Origin of the sequence: Chryseobacterium luquanense (assembly GCF_026460945.1) — a bacterium.
In the GTDB taxonomy this organism is placed as follows: Bacteria; Bacteroidota; Bacteroidia; order Flavobacteriales; family Weeksellaceae; genus Chryseobacterium; species Chryseobacterium luquanense.
On sequence record NZ_JAOVZV010000010.1, the window covers coordinates 188,210 to 210,710 of the forward strand.

Genomic DNA, 22,501 nt, shown 5'->3' on the forward strand with positions numbered 1-22,501 from the left:
CGCGAAAGTTTTTGTCTAAAGAAATAGGCAGGTCTCCTGACTTGTAACATCTTTATTCCTTCCCATCTCGTTTTTTACACGAAACAGTGGTTTTTTATAAAGACTTTGGTTACTTACAGTTGCGCGACAGTACGTGATTTTCACACGATTCCCTTTTAATCTGCGTTAAGCAAAACCCAATTTCCTGAAAAGTAAAAAGCAGAAGGTTTTCCTAAAAGCTTAATTCTTTTCGGTTGCAAAAGTACTAATAATAAAGGATATTTTCTAAGAATTATTCAGGATTACTGAAAACGATCTGGCTGATTGCTTTACCTTCCTTAATAGTCCAGAAAGTGATGTATCTGTTTTCACCTGATCCATTAATCATATAAAGGAAAATATGATCATCATCCATTGAAGTTACACCCATGTTTTCAAAATCTTTTGTAGGCTGGAACATATTTTTAATTCCTTCTCTCACAAAAACAGAGCCTCTTCCAGGTTGCTGCACGCGAACAGATTTTATTTCGGTTAAGTCTTCAGGAAGTTCTTTGCTGATTCCCCAAGGTTTTTGCTTGTCAATTTTAACGATGTTTCCTTCGGCATCTTTTTCCTGCTTTTTGAATTTTGCGTTGGAAGGATAAATATCAATCACCACTTTTGTTCTTTGATTAGCAGGAATTTTAGGATTATTATTGTCGGTAAAAGTAATTGATCTTCCGTTTTTAGATAATACCGGAGTGAATTTGGGAAGCTGATCGATAAATGCAATACGGCCTTTATTTACCATTCCTTCTTTATTAAGACTATCGTATCTCACAAATGGTTTTGGAAGCTCTTCTTTTTCAGGATATTTAATCCAGATCCATTCGGTTTCTCCCGGAGCCGGCTTTACATAAACAAAAACATCACCTTTTTTCATTCTGATTTTATCAACAATTTTACGGTAATCTTCTTTGTGTACACGCACCATCGCATAACCGTCTTCTGCTTTTACAACGCCAAAAGGAACTTTATTCTGTGCATTGATTAGCGCAAAAGAAAAAATACTGAATATCGATAAATAGATTGCTTTGTTTATGAAAGTCATTATAAAATATTTATAGTTCAAAGATATAAATTAAATATTTTTCGGGAGATAATTAAACCGTTTCAATTCTTTTAAATCTTCAATAGGTCTTAAATAACCGTCTGAAAGAAGAAAAATATCATCAGAAATATCCAATACATCATGATATTGATGATCTGAAATGATAAAACCTTTATTTTCAGTTTGTTGTTTAATGATTGTTTTTAATTCAGCAATTATTTTTGGGGACAAACTGTGAAAAGGTTCATCCAACAAAATAAATTCTGCTTTTGAATAAATAATAAGTAATGTTTCTATAATTCTTAATTCTCCTCCTGAAAGTGTTTTTGGGGTTTCATTTAAAAATGGCTGAATTAGATTTAATTCTGAAATTGCATCAACATTTTCCTTGCTGCAGAACAGCTTGATGAGATTTTTAATCTTGACATTTTTCGGTGGAAACGTGTTTTGTGGCAAATAGGCAATTTTGTTTCTTCTGTCAGATTGATTTCTTAGAATTTCATTATTAAATTTAATAAATTGTGTGTCACCTTTAATTGTTCCAAAAATAATCTGAAATAAAGTAGATTTTCCGCAACCATTTTTACCTAAAAGTCCTGAAATTTCACCAGTTTCCAAGTGCAGATAAATGTCTTTCAAAATATCTTTTTCACCAAAAGATTTTGTAATGCTGTCAATGTGAAGTTTACTCATAAAAATGCACTCACGAATTTTAAGATGATCCCAAAAGAAATTGTGATGCTCCAAAGTTGGATTCTCGAAAACCCAAAGTTTGCATAGAATAAATATTCATTTTTAAATCTCAATTCATAAATAAAATAATGCAGCAAAGGAAATAACAGAAGAAAGCACAAACTGATATTCTGTATCGTGAACCCAAGAGAAAAAGAAAGCAAGACAGAAAACAAAATTCCCGGGATCAAAAGTTTCCTGTAAAAAACCCATAATACTTTTAAACTGATAAGCATTTTTCAAAAATAGCAATAAAAAGAAAGAGAGCATCAATTAAGACACTCCCTTTTATATTTTTTATTGATTTTAGGTGGTTCTAAGTTTAGCTTTCACATTATTATTTTTAATCATGCTTCGAAGTTCCACAATCTGTTCCTTTGTAAAATACTTTTTCGCAACCATATTCATCGTTAGTTTACTTTGATAAATCAAAAACCAGTCTTTGTTTTCTTTTACTTTGTAAACGGTTTTCCAGGTAAAATCTCCGTCAAATGTTTCGCCTTTTGTCTGAATTTTTTCTTCAGTGAAGGTATAAACAATCTTTTCCTGAATTTTCTTATTCGAATAAAATGTATTTTTTAATCTGAAATATGAGCGAACAACAATAAAAACAAACAGAACTGCAAACCAAATCATTGCAGACCTGAAAATTTCTTTCGTATCGATCTCTGTATTGTATAAATTCAGTCCCAAAACTGCCAGAATGATTAAAGAAAAAATAATCAATCTTGGTAATGAATTTTTTAAATTGAAATTCAGGAAATCTTTAAAAGTAATATGCGTTTCTACGGTCATTTTTAAGCATTAAATTCTCTCCAATTCATCTGCATCAATCAATGTTTTAAAGGTGCCGTAATTTACAGTCACTTTATTTCTTGAAATCTTCTCAATTGTTCCCACACTCGTACTTCCCGTAATTCTCACACGTTGTCCGATTTTCATCCAAAGTTCTCGGTCAGATTTACGTTTTTCTTCAATTTTTTCGTTGGTTTCGCTGATTTTTTCAATGACATCTTCTTTCTTCAATTGTTGTGTTATTTTTCTTTTCACAACCTGAAGACGTTTGGTTTCATCTTTATCTGCTCCAGTTTTTCTAAATTTTTCCTGCTCCAGAATCTTCACAAAATCTTTCACTACATCTTTCCTCGATTTCCCTTTTACATAACTGTCGATAAAAGATTCAATCTTGCCTCCAAACTGAAGTTTTCGATGTTCTTCTTCATATAATTTCTGGAAATTGAAGAGTTTTTGCTGAAGCTGATCATTCAATTTTTGAAGATTGTCACGTTTGTCTTCTACAGATTCTTTTCTTTCGGCAAGATCAGTTTTCAGTTTTTCAACTTCATATTTTTCCTGTTGAAGCTTTACAATCGTTTTATCTAAATTCACAATATCATGTTCTACTTTTTTCTTAGCAGAATGAATGATAAATCTTGGAATTTTATTTTTCTCAGCAACTTCAAAGGTAAATGAGCTTCCGGCTTGTCCGATTTCCAGTTTGTACATCGGTTCAAGTGTTTCTTCGTTGAAAAGCATTGCTGCATTCTGCGCATTCGGAAGTTCTTCCACCACCAATTTAATGTTAGTATAATGCGTTGTAATAATGGCAAAACTTTTCTTATCATAGAAAAACTCTAGGAAACTTTCGGCTAAAGCGCCACCTAATTCAGGATCAGAACCAGTTCCGAATTCGTCAATCAATAAAAGTGTATTGGCGTCGGCTTCACGAATGATTCCGCCCATTTTCTTTAATCTCGATGAGTACGTTGAAAGATGATTTTCAATAGATTGATTATCACCAATATCGGTCATGATTTTCTCAAAGAAAAACATTTCAGATTTTGGATGGGTAGGAACTAAAATTCCACTCTGAATCATCAGCTGAAGCAATCCTACAGTCTTTAAAGTAATTGATTTTCCACCAGCATTCGGTCCCGAAATACAGATAATTCTGTTGTGATCTTTTAAGCTTAAAGTTTGCGAGAAAATAGTTTTATTCTCTGCTTTATTTCTTAAAAACAACAAAGGATGAAAAGCTTCTCTTAATTTCAGCGTTCTGTGACGGTTGATTTTAGGTAAAACTCCGTTGATTAATTCTCCAAATTTTGCTTTGGCTCTCGTTAAATCAAGGTCGAAAATATACATTTGATATCTCCAAAGCTGAGGTTGAAATTCTGCCAATTCTGCAGTCAGTTTTCTCAGAATTTTGTCTATTTCCTTTTTTTCTTCTTCTTGGTCTTCTTTCAGTTTAAAATAATGTTTGACAACAGAATCTGGCTGAATGTAAGTAATAGAACCTGTTTTTGAAAGTCCTAAAACTCTCCCCGGAACTCTTTTTTTATACGCCGATTTTACAGCTAAAACTCTTTGATCTTCAATAATACTTTCCCGGATATCATCCAAAAAATCGCTTTGTCCGTAATTGAATAAAACTCTGTTGAAATTCTCCTGAATTGCTTTTTTAGCCAATTGAATTTCAGCTCTCAATGTTTTTAAAGCTGGAGAAGCCTCACTTTTTACTTCACCAAAACGGTTGAAAACTTTATCAACTTTATCAATGATTTCCTTTTTAAATTCAAGCACAGAAACATCCTTTATCAATGTAGGGAAAGTTTCGGGCATGGTTGGGAAAAACTTCTGCAGTTTCCCGATTTGTTCCGTAAGCGTTTTTATTTTAATGAAAGCAACGTTTTCCAATCGATAATTTTCGATCATCATCAGTTTTAGCTCACTTTCAATATCCTCATATTCATCAAACGGAATAGCATTTGAACTTTCAAAACTCGACAAATATTCGGAAGTTTTTTTTAGGGAAAGTTCTGCCTCGTCAATTTCCATTGGACGAAGTTGAAGAATTTTATCTCTTGTTTTCGGAGAGTACGCAAAAGGAGAAATTTCCGCGAGCAATTGCGGAAACTCTAATTCGTCTAAATCTTCTTTATTTATATACACAGTGCAAAGATAATTAATTTGAAAATGAGTTAATTTAGAAATTTGAAAATGTATTTTTAAATTTTAAACCATTAAGATTCTTTCAAGGAGTCAAGATCATTAAACACTGCGCTTTTAGATCTATGCTTAAATCATCTAATGGTTCATTTTTAAAATTTAATTTAACTTCAAATACGTTTTTACTACATTTGAAATATGAGAATAGAAACCGAACGTTTGATTTTAAAAGAAATTAATGAAAGCCATGTTGATGATATTTTAAAAATTCGAAGCAATAAAGTGGTTAATCAATTTGTAAAAAGAATTCCTCCAAAATCAAATTACGATGCGCTTGATTTCATTTTAACCATCAAAAAAAGGATTGAAAATAATGAAACTGTTTACTGGGGAATTTCACTTAAAAACCAAACAAATCTTATCGGAACAATTTGTCTCTGGAAGTTTTCGGAAGACAGAAAAAAAGCAGAAGTTGGTTATGAATTGCTACCGGAATATCACAGAAAAGGAATTATGTCTGAAACTTTACAGGCAGTTTTAAAGTTTGGTTTTAATGATCTAAATTTGCTGGAAATTGTGGCTATAACCAATAAGTTTAATGAAAACTCAAAAGGTCTTCTTTTAAAACATAATTTTATTTTGGAAGATAGAAAAGATGAAGGCTTTCCGGATAATTTGGTGTTTAGTTTGAAGAAATAATATTTTATTTATGCTTTTGACGATGAAAAAACCATTACAATATATTAGAATTACGGTAACAAAATATGGCAAAAATAATTATTAATCGATCATCAGAATTTTCAAATAAATTGCGTTCAATAGAAATTCTTCTTGACAACAAAAGAATAGGTGAGATAAAAGATGGTGAATCAAATGAATTTGAAATTTCTCCCGGAAATCATGCTTTAAAAGCAAAAATTGATTGGTGTACTTCAAATTTGATTAATCTGTGTATTAATGAGGATGGAATTTTAAGATATAATCTTAGCGGAACAAATCCTTTCTTGGCATTATTTTATATTACATTAGGAAAAGACCAGTATCTAGAATTAAAACCAATAAATTAAATGACCTGGACCGAAATTTTAGCCCCAATAAAAAGCACCCCATACTTTACCAATCTTTGGGAAAAAGTAAAACAGGAATATGCAACAACGAAAGTTTTTCCTCCAAAAAAACAGATTTTCAGAGCATTGGAATTAACGGCTTTTGATGATGTTGAAGTCGTGATTATTGGTCAAGATCCTTATCATAGTGATTTTCAGGCAAATGGTTTATGTTTTTCAGTTTCTGAACAGGTTACAGCTCCACCTTCGCTTAAAAATATTTTCACTGAATTAAAAGATGATATTGGAGTTGAGCGAACTTCAAAAGAATTGGATGATTGGGCAAAACAAGGCGTTTTATTATTGAATGCAACTTTAACAGTTCGTGCTCATTCTCCAAATTCTCACAAAGATTTAGGTTGGGAAAAATTTACTGATTTTATTATCAAAGAAATTTCAGATAAAAAAGAAAATGTAGTTTTCGTTTTGTGGGGAGCTTTTGCACAGAAAAAAGCCGAATTAATCAATCCAGCTAAACATTTTATCATTAAATCTGCGCATCCATCACCTTTTTCTGTGTACAGAGGTTTTTATGGTAGCAAACCTTTCTCAAAAATTAATGAATATCTTGCTTCAAAAGGGAAGAAGCTTATTTCATGGTAGAATTCGTATGATCTATTTCTTTCGTGATCGAAATTCCGATTTTGTATTTTCCCGAAAGTGATTTTGCTCCATTTTCTGCAGTCGGGTGAGGGGTAACTTTTACTAAAGAAATTTTATATCCGTTAAAAGATTGTGTCGTATGATAATCTTTTCCATTAACTTCTGTGGTTGAAAATTGTAAAGTCATTGGTCGACTCGTGGTGCTCATCAACTCTACATTGGCAACGGCAACTCCTGCCCAAATGCATTGAGTTCCTTGCGGACAACGGCTGTCTTCTGCCATACTTTTAAAAGTAACATTCATTTGAAATTCTTTCAAAAATTTATTTTCTCCTTCACTGAAATAAATAATATTTCCTTCATCTTTCATAGGGATTTCGGTTTTTACTTCAGTAGAATTTTGAGTTGTTTCCTGATTTTTCAGTTCTTTCTGAGCTTTACAATTTATCAGGCTGATTAAGCTTAAACTCAATATGATATGTTTATACATTTTTACAATTAAATTATCTTAAAAATATCTAAAACGACAACCATTAGCATCGCAATTCCAACAACTAAGCTGAATCCTGTTCCGTAAATGAATCCTATAAACGCTCCTTTGGTTGATTTTAGAGCTTTATTCATGTCTTTGCTGTCGTGCAAAAGTTCCCCTATAAAAACTCCGGCAAACATTCCTACAAGAAAACCTAATGGAATTGGTAAAAATAGTCCCACAATTGTTCCGATAACCGAACCTATGCTTCCCCAATTTGTTCCACCATATTTTTTGTTGGTTTTTGCTGGAATTACATAGCTTAACACCACAGAAGCAAGTGTTAAAATTACAAATGCCCAAATATAAAGTACTGAAAGATTAGCATCTGTGCCATATTTATAAATTAAAAGCCCGCTAAGACTTAAAACCAATCCAGGTAACACTGGTAAAAAAGTTCCTAAGATTCCCAGAATAAGTAAAATGATACTTAAAAGTGAAATTATTGAATGATCCATATTTATTAAATAAAAAAGTGACTTTTAAAGTCACTTTTGTTTATCAATTTTTAAGCCGATTTTTAAAGATTTAAAATTACATACTGTAGAATTACTCCTGCATTTCCAATGTTTCCTGTAGCGTGATTATGGAAACTTGTGTAATAAATATATCCACTGTTTGTAGATCCTGAACATGGTCCCACCGTTGCGCCTAAAGCTACCAAATAAGGAACTGCAGCGGTAGGAACAGAAAGACTGATTTGAATATTTCCCGGAAGGGTAATGCAAACTGTTGTAAATGTTGTATTCGGAGCATTTCCGATTGGTGTCGCGGGAATACCTGTTGCTGTAAAATGATTGGTTCTGATCATCAATGCATTGTTTGATGAAGTTTCTTTCACTAAAACTTCCCAATACGTCGGATCATAATTGGTGATTTTTTGCCATGAACCTAGATCAAAATCAATATTAAGTGTATTAAATCCTAAAGCCGTAGATAATCCTGCACTATTTACAGTTGCCGGAATAATTCCAGAGCTTCCTGTGTTTGTCGAGCATAATTTTGTATCAGGAACAAATCCACCAGGAAGAGAACAGCTGGTTGTGTTGTCAGTTCCACCAACTAAATATGCCACATCCCAATCTGATGCATAAATACTTCCGCCATTAGCAACGAAAACAGCCAAATTAGCGTCAATCGCAGGGTAAAGTGATTGATTTGAGTTGTAATTTCTTGATCCGCAATTAAGGAAAATAATGTCGTATTGAGCAATTGTGGTAATGTTGGCAAGATCAGCATTCGTAATTTCTGTGGCATTATATCCTAAATTCTGAATAATGTCCTCAATTTTATCATAGTTTCCTTTTATGTAAGCAATTTTAGCAACCTGATTTAGTTTGGTTTGACTTGCGTTTAAGCTTAAAGTTTCGTTGTCTTTTACAGTTGCTGAAATTTCAGTACGGAAGTTACTACCATTTCCGGTTTGAATATGGATTGTATGATTTCCAACAGGAGCTTCTAATGTGAAATTTCCATTAGAATCAGAAGTTGTGTAATAGATTTTGTATTTTTCATCAAATGTGAAAACAGATGCACCTCCGATAGATTTGTTTCCGTTTTGCGACATTACTCTTCCGGAGATTTTACCGGTTTTTATAGTGTTGTCAACAGTAATTTCTGCCGGACTTTCAGAATCTGATCTACAAGATCCAAGTGATAAAAGCAGAATGAGAATAAAGAATAAGTTGAGATTTTTCATAGAATTTGGTTTTAAATTAAGAATACTAAATTAATGAATTTATTGTTGATTTGATTGTGTTTTTAAATTAATTTTAAATATTTGCTAATTAATATAAATTAAAACTGTTGAAATTTCTTATTTTATTAGGGTTGTAGTGAATTTTAATTTATTAAATTTGTTTTAATGAAAGACGAAATAAAAGATACCAAAAGTTTTTTTCAGGAAACTAGTGAACAGCTTTATATTTATGTGAGCAAAATCTCTCCAACTGGTCTTGATTGGGTTTTTCATATCATCGTGAAAATGGCGTTATTGCTTGGGATTTTCCTGTTGCTTGATTTTATTTTCAAGATTATAATCAATTATACTTTTAAGTTTTTTCGTAACGAAGAAAAGTTTCCTGTTATAAAATCTATTTACAATTCTAGAATTACCAATTCTCTTGCTCATTTTGTAGCATTGGCGACAATAGGATCTTTGCATGAATCTATTTTTGTGGGAGCTTTAAAGAATACTACTATTTTCATTCACCGATCGGTTAATTTAGGTTTAGTATTGATTCTTGCAGGAATGTTGTATCGTTCTTTAACTGGTTTTAGAAGCTATTTTACGATAAAACAGGATTACTACAAAGTGATGGCAATTAATGCGATTTCTGAAACGGTAAAAATTCTCGGTATTTTCATTTTTACTATAGTAAGCATCTGTGTGATTTTTGGGATTAAAGGAACAACGATTGTCGGGAGTTTAGGAGCAATTACAGCAGTTTTGGTTTTGGTGTTCAGAGATACAATTTTAGGTTTTGTAACCGGAATTCACGTTGCTACTTCCAAAAGCTTAAAAGTTGGTGATTGGATCGGAATTCCAAAATATAATATTGAAGGAAATATTTTAGATATAAGCTTGCTGACCACAAAAATTTCAAATTTCGACAAAACAATTTCCTCTATTCCCACATACGATTTACTGACTACTGAAATTAAAAATCTTCAGGTAATGTCGGAATCGAATACACGAAGAATAAAAAAATCAATAGTTTTTAATATTACATCCTTTAAATTTTTAAATGATGAAGAGATTGAAAAACTAAAAGAAATTAATCTTATTTCAGATTATTTAAATCAAAAAAAATCAGAGATCAATCAGGAAAAAGCTTCAATCGAGCATCGAGATAAAATCATCAACGGAAGGCAGTTGACTAATATCGGAGTTTTCAGGTATTACGCTCAAAAATATCTTGAAAATGATCCAGAAATCGATAAAGAAAGCCCAATCATGGTTCGTCAGTTGGAAATTACAACGCAAGGACTTCCTATGGAAATCTATTGTTTTGCAAATGATTCTAAATGGGTACGTTTTGAACAGATTCAAGCCGATATTTTTGACCATTTATTGGTCGCTTCAAAGGAATTTGATCTTCAGATTATGCAGATCGGTTTAAAAGTCTAAATCTGTATTAAAAAGTACATTTGCCAGGATGAAAAATATTGCATCTTATCAAAATGCGGAACAGCTAAATTTCATCATGCTTTTGTTGGCTGCAGTAATATCTTGTGTACTTCCATTCGATACTTTCTTGTTTTCTTATGCTGTTTTGGGACCATTACATTATTTAACAGAATTACATTGGTTAAAAAATAAAGATTTCTTTGTTCCTAAAAAAACAGTGAAAATCTTTGTCTTATTATTTGTCGCACTGTCGCTTTTTTTATTTTTAAATTATATCAGTATTTTCAATTTGTACAGTATAAATAATGGTTTTTTTGTAGGGTTTTTATTGTTTGCGTTTCTTCTTATAAGTATTTACTTTATTTTTAAAACTAAATCAATGTTGATTAAAAGTTTAATGATCGCAACTTTATTGGTTTGTGTTATTCTTTACTTTTTCAAACCCGGTGTCATCATTCTTTTTGGTTTATTTCTGCCTACAATTATTCATGTTTACGTATTTACAGCAATGTTTATGATCATGGGATATCTTTCAAGTCCCAATAGATTGGGTTTGCTGAGTATTATAAGTCTTTTGGCTGTGCCATTTTTAATTTATTTTTTTCCTGTAGAAAATTTAGCTTTGGAGAGATCAAGTGCACAAAATTTATTTAATCTTACAGGATTTAAACCTATTAGTCAGTGGTTGGTTTTTTTTATTGGTAAGATCGAAACTGCAGCACTAATCATAAAAGTACAGATTTTTATAGCTTTTGCTTACACCTATCATTATCTGAATTGGTTTTCCAAGACTTCTGTCATAGGATGGAGTCGGTCTTTGGAGCCAAAAAAGATGGTTTTAGTTGCAGGGATTTGGATTTTATCAATAGCTTTGTACCTTATAAATTATCAAACGGGCTTGTTGTTTCTTTTCGTATTGAGCATGATTCATGTTTTAGCAGAATTTCCTCTCAATGCAATATCTTTTAAGACCGTTTTTCAAAAATTGTTCTCTAAATGACAAAACTAAGTGTAAACATTAATAAAATTGCAACCATCAGAAATGCTAGAGGAGCAGAAACTCCAAGTGTGACTGAAGCTGCAATAAAAATTCAGGAATTTGGTGCTCACGGAATCACCATTCATCCAAGACCCGACGAAAGACACATTACAAGAAAAGATGTGTATGATTTGAAACCTTTGGTTCATACCGAATTCAATATCGAAGGAAATCCACACCGAGATTTTATCGATATGGTTTTAGAAGTAAAACCTGAACAGGTAACTTTGGTTCCCGATGCAGATGATGCAATAACTTCAAATGCGGGTTGGGATTGTGAAAAAAATATGGATTTTCTGAAATCTGTCATTACGGAATTTAAAAATGCAGGAATCAGAACTTCAATTTTCTTAGATCCAAATCCTGATATGGTAAAATTTGCTGCGGAAACAGGAGCCGATAGAATTGAACTGTACACTGAAGCTTACGCATCAAACTATTCTAAAAATAAAGAAGAAGCCATCAAACCTTATGTTGAAACGGCTTTTGAAGCTGAAAAATTTGGATTAGGTATTAATGCCGGCCATGATTTAAGCTTAGAGAATTTAAAATATTTTGCAGACAATATCCCAAATCTTTTAGAAGTTTCAATTGGCCATGCATTAGTTTCTGAAGCATTGTATATGGGAATGGAAAATACAGTTCAGGCTTATTTGAAGAGACTGGCAAAATGGTAGAGTTAGAAACTAGAGGTTAGAAATTAGAAGTTAATTTTTGTTTTACTAACGTCTAATTTCTAACCTCTAAAATCTTAATAAAAATGGAAATCTTACATTCAAAAATATTTGGCGAAAATTTATCGTCTACACCGCTTTTAGTATTTCACGGCTTGTTTGGAATGCTCGATAACTGGGGAAGCTTTGGAAAAGAATTGGGAGAATTTTTACCCGTTCATTTAATTGATTTACGAAATCACGGAAGAAGTTTTCATTCAGAAAATATGTCTCACGATGATTTAGCTAATGATATTGCCAATTACATGAATCATTACGGAATCGAAAAAGCTCATGTTTTAGGACATTCTTTAGGTGGAAAAGCCGTAATGCAGTTCGCTATTAATTATCCTGAAAAAGTTGATAAACTAACTGTTGTCGATATCGGTCCCAAAGCATATCCGCCGCATCATCAAGGAATTATCAAAGCTTTGGAAACGGTAAACTTTGATGAGGTAAAATCACGAGGTGAAATAGAAACAATTTTAAATCAATACATTCCTGAAAAATCGATAATACAGTTTTTAGCTAAAAATTTGTATTGGGAAGAAAATGGGGATTCCAAAAAACTGAACTGGAGATTTAATCTTAAAACATTGTCAGAAAAATACAATCAGTTTGTCTCAAATGCTATTAAGTTCGGAGTTTTTGAAGGCGAAACATTATTCATTTCAGGTGAGAAATCAAATTATATTTTACCACAGGATGAGTTTGCTATCAAACAGCAATTTCCAAAAGCCCAATTTGTGAAAATCAAAAATGCGGCACATTGGGTTCAGGCAGATAATCCGGTTGATTTTGCAATTATTGTAAAAGAATTTCTAGGATTATAGCTTAGGTCTCATATGTTCTTTAATGTCATCTAATTTTCAGCTTAAATTTAGGTAAAAATATCTTTTGTGATAAAATAAATCCATCTTTTTCTGTTATATTTATGCAAATTTGCAAAACCATTAAAATCAATCTCAATCTATGGTCTTCGTAACAGGTGCAACAGGAATTTTAGGCAGAATTATCGTTCTCGAACTTTTAAAAAAAGGTAAAAAAGTGCGTGCTGCAAAAAGACCTTCGAGCAACATCAATGAAGTAAAACATTCTTATCAATATTTCACAGAAAATCCCAATGATTTTTTCGATAAAATTGAATGGATTGATGTAGATTTTGATGATATTCATGCTGTTGAGTTGGCTTTGAAAGACGTTACAGAAGTATACCACTGTGCTGCAAAAGTTAGTTTTCATCCGAAAGATGAAAAAGAAATGAATCACACCAATATCAAGGCGACAGAAAATCTTCTTTTTGCCTGTGAAAACTCTACGGTTGAAAAATTTCTTCACGTAAGTTCAATTGCGGTTTTAGATTTATTTAATGACAAAGGCGAGCTTGATGAAAGTTCAGATTTTAATCCAAAAGACGAACATTCTGCCTATTCTATTTCAAAGCATCTTTCTGAAATGGAAGTTTGGAGAGCTTCAGCGGAAGGTTTAAATACAATTATTATCAATCCCGGAATGATTATTGGGACAGGAAACTGGGGTAAAAGTAGCGGCGATATTTTCCCGACTTTTGAAAAAAATAGTTTAACATTTTCTGGCGGAACAAGTTATGTCGATGTGAGAGATGTTGCCAGAATTTCTATTAAATTAATGGAAAAAAATGCGTTTGGAGAAAGATTTATCATCGTTTCCGAAAACAAAAAATATGCTGATCTAGGTAAACAAATCAGAACTAAATTAGGTTTAAAAGAAGCCAAAATTCTTTCAAAATCTACGCTGCAAATAGGAAGAATAGCCAATGTTTTTTTTGGTTGGATAATTCCTCAACTCAAAATGGCGACAAAATCGAATATTGAATCTGTTTCTTCTTTACATGTGATTTCAAATCAAAAAATTAAAGAGAAATTAGATTTTAAATTTACTCCCGTTTCAGAAAGCATCGACTTTCATCTCAATAATTATATTAACGATAAAAAGCTGAATAAAAAGTAATGAATCTTGCAGAGGCAATCATCAAAAAAAATGTAGAAAAGCACCCTTTAAAATCAGCAATTGGCTTTAAGAAAAAAGATGGCGGTTGGAAAGAACTAAGCTGGCAAAAGTTCAGTGAAGTTATTTTTAAAACAGCTAATGCACTGAAAGATTTAGGAATTGAATTAAATGATAAAGTCGCTATTTATGCCGATAATTCTGCAGAATGGATGATTTTTGATTTGGCTGTATTGTCGATTGGAGCGATTACCGTTCCGATTTATTCAACAAATAATACCGAACAGGCAGAATTTATTTTGAATGATTCTGGTGCAAAATCGGTTTTGGTAGGAAGTCAGGCTCAATATGATTCTTGTCTGGAAATCTTAAAAAAAGAAAGCACAGGTTTAAAAACAATTATCATTTCTAAAAAAGCAGTTTGGATTAAAAAAGAATTCAGCAGTTTTTATTTGGAAGATTTTATTGCAAAATCGTCACCGAAATTTGAATTTTCAGAAAAAAATGAAGACGATACAGCAACGATTATTTACACATCAGGAACAACCGGAAATCCAAAAGGAGTCATACTTCCGCACGGAAATTTTGTAAAACTTTGCGATGCTCACTTTGAATTTTTTAAGTTTAAAAATTTTGAAGATGAGATTTCACTGGCATTTTTACCGTTAACCCACGTTTTCGAAAGAAGCTGGACTTTGCTGTGTTTATATGGTGGAGCAAGAGTTTATTTCCTGGAAGATCCTAAAGATATTGCTAAAGCTTTGGTAGAAGTAAAACCATCGATGATGTGCGTTGTTCCAAGGTTCTTGCAGAAAGTTTATGCAGGAGTTTTAGAAAAAGCAGACGAAGGTTCATCATTAAAAAAGAAAATCTTCAATTGGGCTTTAGAAATAGGAAATCAAACCGCAGAATTTAAAAGAAAAGACCAGACGATTCCTTTGGGTTTAAAATGTAAAGAAAAGGTTGCCGATTTATTGGTTTTCAGCAAAATTAAAGAAAAATTAGGCGGAAGATTGTGGTTTATTCCTTGTGGTGGAGCATCTTTATCGCCGGAAGTAACACATTTTTTCGAATCAATTGACATTCACGTTACAGTTGGCTACGGTTTGACAGAAACGACTGCAACTTTAACAGCTTTTCCACCCACAAATTTTGAACACGGAAGTTGTGGAAAGCCTTTACCTGGAGTAGAAATCCGAATTGGCGAGCACGACGAAATTCAGGCAAAAGGAAACGGAATTATGAAAGGATATTACAAGCGACCTGAAGAAACCGAAAAAGTTTTTACACAGGATGGCTGGTTTAAAACCGGAGATGCGGGGAAATTTGATGACAAAGGAAATCTTTTTATTACCGACAGAATCAAAGATTTAATGAAAACTTCCAACGGAAAATATATTGCACCACAGATGATAGAAAATCTTCTGACAAACAATAATTTCATCCAACAGATTGTTTTAATTGCTGAAGGAAAGCAGTTTGTTTCGGCTTTAATTGTTCCGAATTTTGAATTTCTGAACGATTATTTAAAAAAGAAAAATATTCCATTTACCAATTGGGAAGATATAGTTCAGAAGAAAGAGATTATTGACTTCTACAAAGAAAAAATTAACGAACTTCAAAAACATCTTTCTGATTTTGAAAAAGTGAAAAAGTTTACTTTAATGCCTGCAGAATTTGAAATCAGCAGCGGAGAAATCACGCCTACTTTGAAAATTAAGAGAAATATCGTGCTAAAAAAGTATTCGGATATTATTGAAAAGATGTATTAATTTGAGGTTAATATTTAGGTTAAAAAAATAAAAGTTTAGAAATTAAACGATGACAACAGACGAATTTTTAGGAAAAGAAAATTTTACGGTACAAACTAAGACAGTTTCAGAAAGCTGTCCGTCTAATATTGCTTTGATTAAATATTGGGGAAAATATAAAGATCAGATTCCTGCAAATCCTAGTGTCAGTTTTACTTTAAATCACTGTAAAACCAATACAGAAATGGAATTTTTGGCAAATGAACCGTTTTCTGTTCAGACTTTTCTGTCAGGAAATGAAGAAGTGAAATTTGCTGAAAAAATCGAAAAATATTTTAAAAATATCGAAAAATATTTACCTTGGATTTTAAAAGGTAAATACATTATCAGAACGGAAAATACGTTTCCTCACAGTTCAGGAATTGCAAGTTCAGCTTCAGGATTTGGAGCGATTGCAAAATGTCTGATGACATTGGATAAAGAATTTTCAGGAAAGACTTCAGAAGATGAATCATTAAGAAAGGCTTCGTTTTTAGCGAGATTAGGAAGCGGAAGTGCATGTAGAAGCTTATACAACGGATTGGTTGTTTGGGGGAAATCTGATGAGGTTGAAGGAAGTTCAGATTTATTCGCCGTAAAATATTCTGATGATGAAATTCATCCTGTTTTTAAAGATTTTAATGACTGGGTTTTGCTGATTCATGAAGGTGTGAAAAGCGTTTCTTCAACAGTTGGTCACGGTTTGATGAATACGAATCCTTATGCAGAAAGAAGATTTCAGGAGGCAAGAGAAAATTTTGTTCCGATGAAAGAAATTCTTAAATCGGGAAACATGGAAGAATTCATCAAGTTGGTAGAACACGAAGCTTTAACGCTTCACGCTATGATGATGATGAGCGAACCAGCCTTTATTCTAATGAAAACCGGAACTTTGGAAGTCATTAATAAGATTTGGGATTTCAGAAGAGAAACCAAATTGCCTTTGTTCTTTACTTTGGATGCAGGAGCTAATGTACATTTGTTGTTCCCGAATAATGGTTCTGAAGAGCAGATTAAATCATTTATTGAAGCTGAGTTATTGCAGCACACTCAGAAAAATGGAGTGGTTAAGGATGTAATGAAGTTTTAAAATGAAAAACAAAAAAAGAATTTTACTCGTTAGTTTATTAATAGGTTTTATCTTGGTTCTCTGCCTGAATATAACTTATAGTAAAGGTACATCTGTAGGAACCTGGGGAAGAAATCGAACTGTAAACTGGTAATTAAATAGGAGCATAGTATGAATATTATTAAAGATCAAAATATCATCCTTTCAAATTCTGAAACGAAAGATTTTCTTGCCGATGCATTTTACCTGGAAACAGAAAACAAACTTCCGTTAGTCATTTTTGTTCATGGTTACAAAGGTTACAAGGATTGGGGAGCTTGGAATTTAATGGCTGAAAAGTTTGCCGAAGCAGGTTTTTTCTTTGTTAAATTTAATTTTTCGCACAACGGAACAACAGTTGAAAACCCAGATGAATTTGCAGATTTAGAATCTTTTGGAACTAATAATTACTCAAAAGAACTTTCAGATTTAAAAGTGGTAATTGATTATTTTTCTAAAAATGAAAAAGTTGATGATCAGAAAATAATTTTGGTTGGGCATAGTAGAGGTGGGGGAATTTCGATTATTAAAACCTGTGAAGACATCAGAATTAATGGTTTGGTTACTTTGGCAAGTGTTGATTCATTAGAAAGATTTCCGAAAAATGAAGCTTTCGAAAACTGGAAAAATGAAGGGGTTTATTTTGTGGAAAATGGAAGGACGAAGCAGCAGATGCCGCACTACTATCAGTTTTTTGAAGATTTTGAAACCAATTATCACCGTTTTGATGTAGAGCGCTCGATGGAAATGGCAAAAGCTCATGTTTTGATAATTCACGGGACAAATGATGAGTCTGTAAGCGTAAAAAATGCCGAACATTTACATCTTTTAAATCCGAATACTGAATTGTATTTTGTAGAAAACGCTAATCATACTTTCGGAGCAAAAGAGCCTTGGGAAGGGAAAGAATTACCAAAAGATTTGAATGAAGTGATAAAGAAATCTATTGAATTTATTACCGAAAAAATAGTCAATGAATAATAAAAGGAGTGAAAATATCACTCCTTTCTTAATATAATTAGGTTTATCTAATCAGCAGTTTCCAAGCCTCATCAATTTTACTTTCAAGCAAAAATTTCTGAGCTTCCAAATGGATATTTTCATCATCATGACAATCTTCAGAAGGCAAAATTTCAACATTCGCCAACATTCCCAGATCATTTCCAGTAAAGACTTTACTGAGTTTTACAGCATCTGGAAGTTGGTCAAAGCCAATTCCTTTTGTCACCAAAGGTTTCGGAACTTCAAAGAGACTGTTTTCATTGCTTCTTGAATAATAATTTCCACCTAAACGGGAAACCATATCCAATTTTGCTTGATTTAAATTTCCCTGTTCATCCAAATATTCTTCTCTGATATGAATTTTCTGAACCTCGCAGATAACCAAATTTCCTGCACCTCCCTGATTCCCTAAGGATTTCACTTCCCAAACTTTACATTCGAAATTGACAGGGCATTCTGAAATTAATTTAGGCTTAACCAAATCAGCATCTTTCATCGTTAAACCAGCTTTTATGAATTCGTTGACTCCGTCTCCATATTCTGTTGAAGCTAATGAAATCTGCTGTACGATTGGAAAATTCACCGTCCCGATTACTACTTCAGAAGTTTCTAAAACATTTTCCAACGTATGCTTCGTCGTATTGTCCCGAACTCTTCTAGAAGGCGAAAAAATCAAGATTGGAGGAACCGTACTAAACATATTGAAAAAACTGAACGGCGATAAATTGCTGTTTCCGTCTTTATCAACCGTTGAAGCCAATGCAATTGGTCGTGGTGAAACTGCTGTTTGCATTATTGTTTGCAGTTGTACGGGAGTTATTTCTGATGGGATTACTGTTTTCATGTTTTATATTTTACCACAAAAGTCACAAAAGCTTTTATGAGTTATAATTTTTAAATTATTAAAGTTCAAAAAAGGTGGTGTGAATAATCATCTATACCAAATTTTCAGTAATCATAACAGCATCTCATAATGTTTGTTTACAAAAGTTTCCTGCCCTTGATGATATAAATTTTTCACATTAAAATTGACCAAAATGCCTTTGGGTTTTTGCATTAAATTGATATAGTTTAAGATTTGAGCACGATGAATTTCATTGATTGCCGTTACAGATTTTATTTCTAGAATAATTTGTTCTTCAATTAAAAAATCACAAAAAAAGTCACAACTAATTTCTTGTCCTTTATAAATAACAGGAACTTTTAATTCAGATTTAAAATTAATGTTTCTTAATCTGAATTCTTCCTCCAAACATTTATGATAAACATTTTCAAGCAAACCAGCACCTAAAATCTTGTGAACTTCAATACAGGCTCCATTAATTTTATAGGTCAAATCTGTTAAGTATGATTGCGTTATCATCACAATTCTTTAATAATTTACGTACAACTTATTTGAACTTTAAAAAGCTTTAAATTTAAACTTTTAAAAAAACTTTTGTGCCTTTTGTGGTTAAGTCATTATTTAGCAGGAATAATTTTCCCAGAAACTTCCCCGAAACCTACTCTCACCCCATCTTTTTCAGCCCAGGCTTTCATCGTTACCGTATCATTATCATCGATGAATTTTCTTTCCTGTCCGTTGCTTAAAGTGATTGGGTTTTGCCCTCTCCATGTTAATTCAAGCATAGAACCAAAAGATTTTGGGTCACTTCCTGAAATTGTTCCACTTGCATACATATCTCCGGCTTCAACGTTACAACCATTTACTGTATGATGCGCCAATTGTTGGGTCATGTTCCAGTACATATGTTTGTAATTGCTTTCAGAAATAAGGTTTTCTTCACCGTTTTCAGGTTGCAAATACACTTCAAGATTGATATCATAATTTTTATCGCCTTCAAATTTCAGATAATCTAAAACTTCGGGATCTTGTGTAGGAGAAGCGGTTTTAAAAGGTTCTAAAGCCTCAAGAGTTACCACCCAAGGAGAAACTGATGAGCCGAAATTTTTTGCCAAAAATGGTCCAAGTGGAACGTATTCCCAAGCTTGAATATCTCTAGCCGACCAATCGTTGAAAATCACCATCCCAAAAATCGCATCTTCAGCGTCTTTGGTAGAAATACTTTCGCCCATTTCTGTGTTCTTATTCAGAATGAAAGCCATTTCCAGTTCGAAATCCAATTGCTTTGATGGACCGAAAACTGGCTTATCTGCATCAGCAGGTTTAGTCTGACCTTTTGGACGGTTAATCTCAGTTCCCGAAACTACGATTGATGAGGCTCTGCCGTGGTAACCTACGGGTAAATGTTTCCAGTTAGGAAGTAAGGCATTTGCAGGATCTCTGAACATTTTTCCAACATTGGTTGCGTGCTCGATGCTGCTGTAAAAGTCGGTGTAATTCGGAATGTGAACAGGCATCATCATTTTCACTTGATCCAGATCGTAGAACGCTTCTTCAATGGTTTTTTCATCTTTAGACAAGATAGATCCTTCCAAAAGTAATTCCTGAAGTTTTAAACGAACTGCATTCGTAACCGGTTTTTCAAGTTCTATAAATTCGTTCAAAGTGTATGCTTCAAAAACATTGTCTTCAAGACCTTTTATTCCTTCAAAAAATCCCAAATCATATAATGTTGCCAAATCAATGATCTGATCCCCGATTCTTGTACAGCAAGCGATAAATTCTTTATTGAAAACCGCTACTCCAAACGGAATATTATGAATGGAAAAGTCTGAATTTGAATTATATTCTACAAATGATTTCATAATTTTTATTTTTAATTTGATTTTTTTTGACACGAATTTTACAACTGAACTCGCAAATTTTCACAAATTATTAGTGTTTATCTGTGAAAATTTCAGTGATACTTCTGCTTAAACAAAGCTATTTTTTTGATGAAGATTTCAATTTTGAAAAAGATGCTTCATCAATCCAGCGGTCTTTGCTGTTGATATCGATGAGGTATAAAATATCATCAAGTCTTGTCAGCAAAAGTGTTTTTGTTACAGGAATCGGAACTTTTTTATTTTCAAGCATATCGGCTCTTAGCGAAATAATGTTTTTTCTGCTTCTCACAATGTCTCCTGAAAATACGTTAGAAGTACTTTCGCCCGTCGCTTTATCGTCGAAGATTTCAACATAAGTTGCTTTTTTACCTTTTATAACGATAAAATTTCTTTCAGTGTGATCCTGAAAATCTTTTAAGACAATAAATTTTTTATCATCAATATTTACATTGCTCAAATTTTGATTGATACCTTTTCTTTCTTCCAATTTGGTAAGAATAGCATTCAATGTTCCGTATTGAGCGTTGGCAAAAAAAACGGTTCCGATAAGTAATAACCCGCTGAAAAATTTAATCATAATCCTGTGTGTATAAAAAGTTTTGTCAGGATTTTTGTCCTGACAAAAACTATATTGTTAATTTTTAGATAAATAAAATGAATTAATTTTTAGACATTAAGATATTTTAGTTTAGGTGTTTTTCAAGGTTTATATAAATCTAAAAATAAGCACTTCGCTCAATCAATTTTCAGATATTTTCTTGAAAAATTTTAACTAATGAATTCTACCAATGGTTTAAAGATTCAAATTTTATCTCGTAATTTATTTTAAATTAAAGATTTCCTCTTTTTTCCTGTTCTCTTTCTAGAGCTTCAAATAAAGCTTTGAAATTACCAGCTCCGAAACTTTGTGCACCATGTCTTTCAATGATTTCGAAAAATAAAGTAGGACGGTCTTCTACCGGTTTTGTAAAGATTTGAAGTAAATAACCTTCTTCGTCATGGTCAATTAGAATTCCTAAACTCTGAAGTTTTTTAAGATCTTCATCGATATGGCCCACTCTTTCGGGAACCAATTCGTAATAAGCTTCCGGCGGAGCAGAAAGGAATTCTACGCCTCTTTTTTTCAATTCTGTAACGGTGTGAATAATGTCTTTTGTAGCAACTGCAATGTGCTGAACACCTTCACCTTCATAGAAATCAAGATATTCTTCAACCTGAGATTTCTTTTTACCTTCTGCAGGCTCGTTGATTGGGAATTTTGCAAAACCGTTTCCGTTTGACATTACTTTAGACATCAAAGCAGAATATTCTGTGTTGATTTGCTTGTCGTCAAAAGAAAGGATATTTACAAAGCCCATTACTTTTTCGTACCATTCAACAGTTGGAATCATTCTGTCCCAGTCTACGTTTCCAACACAGTGGTCAACATACAATAATCCTGCTTCTTCAGGCTTATAATCGCTTTCCCATTTTTTATAGCCAGGCATGAAAGGTCCTGTATAATTTTTTCTTTCGATAAACATGTGAACCGTTTCTCCGTAAGTATAAATTCCGGACATTCTCACTTCACCGTACTCGTCTGTTAAAGTAGTAGGCTCTAAATATGGTTTTCCACCTCTTTTAGTTGTTTCTTCGAAAGCTGAATAAGCATCATCTACCCAAAGTGCCAAAATTTTAACACCATCACCGTGTTTTTTTACATGCTCGCTTACAGGAGAATCAGATTTTAAACCTGTAGTCAGAATCAATCTGATTTTTCCCTGCTGAAGAACGTATGATGCACGATCTCTCACACCTGTTTCAGGACCTGCATAGGCAACCGACTGAAAACCGAACGCTGTCTTATAATAATGAGCCGCCTGCTTTGCGTTACCCACATAAAACTCGATATAATCTGTACCGTTAATCGGCAAAAAGTTCTCTGCCTGAGCAATTTTTTCGGCAAATGTTAATGTTGACATATTTTCTATTTTTTACTTTTATTTAAGTTGCAAATTACAAAATTTCGTGAT

Annotated in this window: 23 protein-coding genes and 1 riboswitch; of the genes, 11 read left to right on the forward strand and 12 right to left on the reverse strand. The window is 32.7% G+C overall.

The genetic code is table 11. The annotated features are described in order from the left end of the window. Positions 1-9: 9 nt before the first annotated feature. Positions 10-195, reverse strand: a riboswitch (cobalamin riboswitch). A 76-nt stretch (positions 196-271) separates the two neighbouring features. The 4 genes from OEA66_RS11065 to OEA66_RS11080 all read right to left on the reverse strand — a co-directional run bounded on the left by OEA66_RS11065 (position 272) and on the right by OEA66_RS11080 (position 4,753). Continuing rightward, positions 272-1,069: a hypothetical protein gene (locus OEA66_RS11065; protein WP_267281423.1), complete on the reverse strand. Its 798-nt coding sequence runs from the start codon at positions 1,067-1,069 to the stop codon at positions 272-274. 30 nt (positions 1,070-1,099) lie between these two features. Continuing rightward, positions 1,100-1,762 (reverse strand): ATP-binding cassette domain-containing protein, encoded by a 663-nt coding sequence (locus OEA66_RS11070; RefSeq protein ID WP_267281424.1) that lies wholly within the window; start codon positions 1,760-1,762, stop codon positions 1,100-1,102. Between the two features lie 345 nt (positions 1,763-2,107). After that, positions 2,108-2,596 carry a YcxB family protein gene (locus OEA66_RS11075; protein WP_267281425.1) on the reverse strand — a complete coding sequence of 163 codons (489 nt, stop codon included), beginning with the start codon at positions 2,594-2,596 and terminating at the stop codon, positions 2,108-2,110. 9 nt (positions 2,597-2,605) lie between these two features. After that, positions 2,606-4,753, reverse strand: a complete 2,148-nt coding sequence (locus tag OEA66_RS11080) for an endonuclease MutS2 (RefSeq protein WP_267281426.1) — start codon at positions 4,751-4,753, stop codon at positions 2,606-2,608. A 195-nt stretch (positions 4,754-4,948) separates the two neighbouring features. Between OEA66_RS11080 and OEA66_RS11085 the strand changes: the two genes are divergently transcribed. The 3 genes from OEA66_RS11085 to OEA66_RS11095 all read left to right on the forward strand — a co-directional run bounded on the left by OEA66_RS11085 (position 4,949) and on the right by OEA66_RS11095 (position 6,459). Then, the gene (locus OEA66_RS11085; protein WP_267281427.1) at positions 4,949-5,449 is read left to right on the forward strand and encodes a GNAT family N-acetyltransferase; all 501 of its coding nucleotides are present in this window, start codon (positions 4,949-4,951) and stop codon (positions 5,447-5,449) included. Positions 5,450-5,514: 65 nt separating this feature from the next. Continuing rightward, positions 5,515-5,817, forward strand: coding sequence for a hypothetical protein (locus tag OEA66_RS11090; RefSeq protein WP_267281428.1), 303 nt, complete (start codon positions 5,515-5,517; stop codon positions 5,815-5,817). Next, positions 5,818-6,459 carry a uracil-DNA glycosylase gene (locus OEA66_RS11095; RefSeq protein ID WP_267281429.1) on the forward strand — a complete coding sequence of 214 codons (642 nt, stop codon included), beginning with the start codon at positions 5,818-5,820 and terminating at the stop codon, positions 6,457-6,459. On the opposite strand, the gene OEA66_RS11100 is transcribed toward OEA66_RS11095, so the two are convergent. From OEA66_RS11100 to OEA66_RS11110, 3 genes are all read right to left on the reverse strand, one after another. Then, positions 6,446-6,949: a hypothetical protein gene (locus OEA66_RS11100; RefSeq protein ID WP_267281430.1), complete on the reverse strand. Its 504-nt coding sequence runs from the start codon at positions 6,947-6,949 to the stop codon at positions 6,446-6,448. The genes OEA66_RS11095 and OEA66_RS11100 overlap by 14 nt on opposite strands. A gap of 8 nt (positions 6,950-6,957) precedes the next feature. Beyond that, a complete protein-coding gene (locus OEA66_RS11105) occupies positions 6,958-7,449 on the reverse strand; it encodes a DUF456 domain-containing protein (protein ID WP_267281431.1) in 492 nt (163 codons plus the stop codon). Positions 7,450-7,511: 62 nt separating this feature from the next. Continuing rightward, the gene (locus OEA66_RS11110; RefSeq protein WP_267281432.1) at positions 7,512-8,690 is read right to left on the reverse strand and encodes a carboxypeptidase regulatory-like domain-containing protein; all 1,179 of its coding nucleotides are present in this window, start codon (positions 8,688-8,690) and stop codon (positions 7,512-7,514) included. Between the two features lie 165 nt (positions 8,691-8,855). Here OEA66_RS11110 and OEA66_RS11115 point away from each other — a divergent pair, with 165 nt between their 5' ends. From OEA66_RS11115 to OEA66_RS11150, 8 genes are all read left to right on the forward strand, one after another. Beyond that, the gene (locus tag OEA66_RS11115; RefSeq protein ID WP_267281433.1) at positions 8,856-10,121 is read left to right on the forward strand and encodes a mechanosensitive ion channel family protein; all 1,266 of its coding nucleotides are present in this window, start codon (positions 8,856-8,858) and stop codon (positions 10,119-10,121) included. A 28-nt stretch (positions 10,122-10,149) separates the two neighbouring features. After that, positions 10,150-11,121, forward strand: coding sequence for a hypothetical protein (locus tag OEA66_RS11120; protein WP_267281434.1), 972 nt, complete (start codon positions 10,150-10,152; stop codon positions 11,119-11,121). Then, complete coding sequence (locus OEA66_RS11125) at positions 11,118-11,837, forward strand: pyridoxine 5'-phosphate synthase (protein WP_267281435.1); 720 nt, start codon at positions 11,118-11,120, stop codon at positions 11,835-11,837. The genes OEA66_RS11120 and OEA66_RS11125 overlap by 4 nt, the downstream gene beginning before the upstream one ends. An 83-nt stretch (positions 11,838-11,920) precedes the next feature. After that, positions 11,921-12,706, forward strand: coding sequence for an alpha/beta fold hydrolase (locus OEA66_RS11130; RefSeq protein ID WP_267281436.1), 786 nt, complete (start codon positions 11,921-11,923; stop codon positions 12,704-12,706). A gap of 139 nt (positions 12,707-12,845) precedes the next feature. Next, on the forward strand, positions 12,846-13,862 hold the full coding sequence (locus OEA66_RS11135) for an NAD-dependent epimerase/dehydratase family protein (RefSeq protein ID WP_267281437.1): 1,017 nt from the start codon (positions 12,846-12,848) through the stop codon (positions 13,860-13,862). Next, entirely contained in the window at positions 13,862-15,631 is a 1,770-nt protein-coding gene (locus tag OEA66_RS11140) for an AMP-dependent synthetase/ligase (protein WP_267281438.1), read from the forward strand. The genes OEA66_RS11135 and OEA66_RS11140 overlap by 1 nt, the downstream gene beginning before the upstream one ends. A gap of 49 nt (positions 15,632-15,680) precedes the next feature. Further along, complete coding sequence (locus tag OEA66_RS11145) at positions 15,681-16,739, forward strand: diphosphomevalonate decarboxylase (protein WP_267281439.1); 1,059 nt, start codon at positions 15,681-15,683, stop codon at positions 16,737-16,739. A gap of 150 nt (positions 16,740-16,889) precedes the next feature. After that, positions 16,890-17,738 carry an alpha/beta hydrolase family protein gene (locus OEA66_RS11150; RefSeq protein WP_267281440.1) on the forward strand — a complete coding sequence of 283 codons (849 nt, stop codon included), beginning with the start codon at positions 16,890-16,892 and terminating at the stop codon, positions 17,736-17,738. 43 nt (positions 17,739-17,781) lie between these two features. Here OEA66_RS11150 and OEA66_RS11155 read toward each other — a convergent pair whose 3' ends face one another. From OEA66_RS11155 to hppD, 5 genes are all read right to left on the reverse strand, one after another. Next, positions 17,782-18,603 (reverse strand): flavin reductase family protein, encoded by an 822-nt coding sequence (locus tag OEA66_RS11155; RefSeq protein WP_267281441.1) that lies wholly within the window; start codon positions 18,601-18,603, stop codon positions 17,782-17,784. Between the two features lie 111 nt (positions 18,604-18,714). Beyond that, on the reverse strand, positions 18,715-19,122 hold the full coding sequence (locus OEA66_RS11160) for a GxxExxY protein (protein WP_267281442.1): 408 nt from the start codon (positions 19,120-19,122) through the stop codon (positions 18,715-18,717). Positions 19,123-19,220: 98 nt separating this feature from the next. Then, positions 19,221-20,468 (reverse strand): fumarylacetoacetase, encoded by a 1,248-nt coding sequence (gene fahA, locus OEA66_RS11165; protein ID WP_267281443.1) that lies wholly within the window; start codon positions 20,466-20,468, stop codon positions 19,221-19,223. A 118-nt stretch (positions 20,469-20,586) separates the two neighbouring features. Beyond that, entirely contained in the window at positions 20,587-21,066 is a 480-nt protein-coding gene (locus tag OEA66_RS11170) for a hypothetical protein (RefSeq protein ID WP_267281444.1), read from the reverse strand. 253 nt (positions 21,067-21,319) lie between these two features. Further along, positions 21,320-22,450 carry a 4-hydroxyphenylpyruvate dioxygenase gene (gene hppD / locus OEA66_RS11175; RefSeq protein ID WP_267281445.1) on the reverse strand — a complete coding sequence of 377 codons (1,131 nt, stop codon included), beginning with the start codon at positions 22,448-22,450 and terminating at the stop codon, positions 21,320-21,322. Positions 22,451-22,501 lie beyond the last annotated feature (51 nt).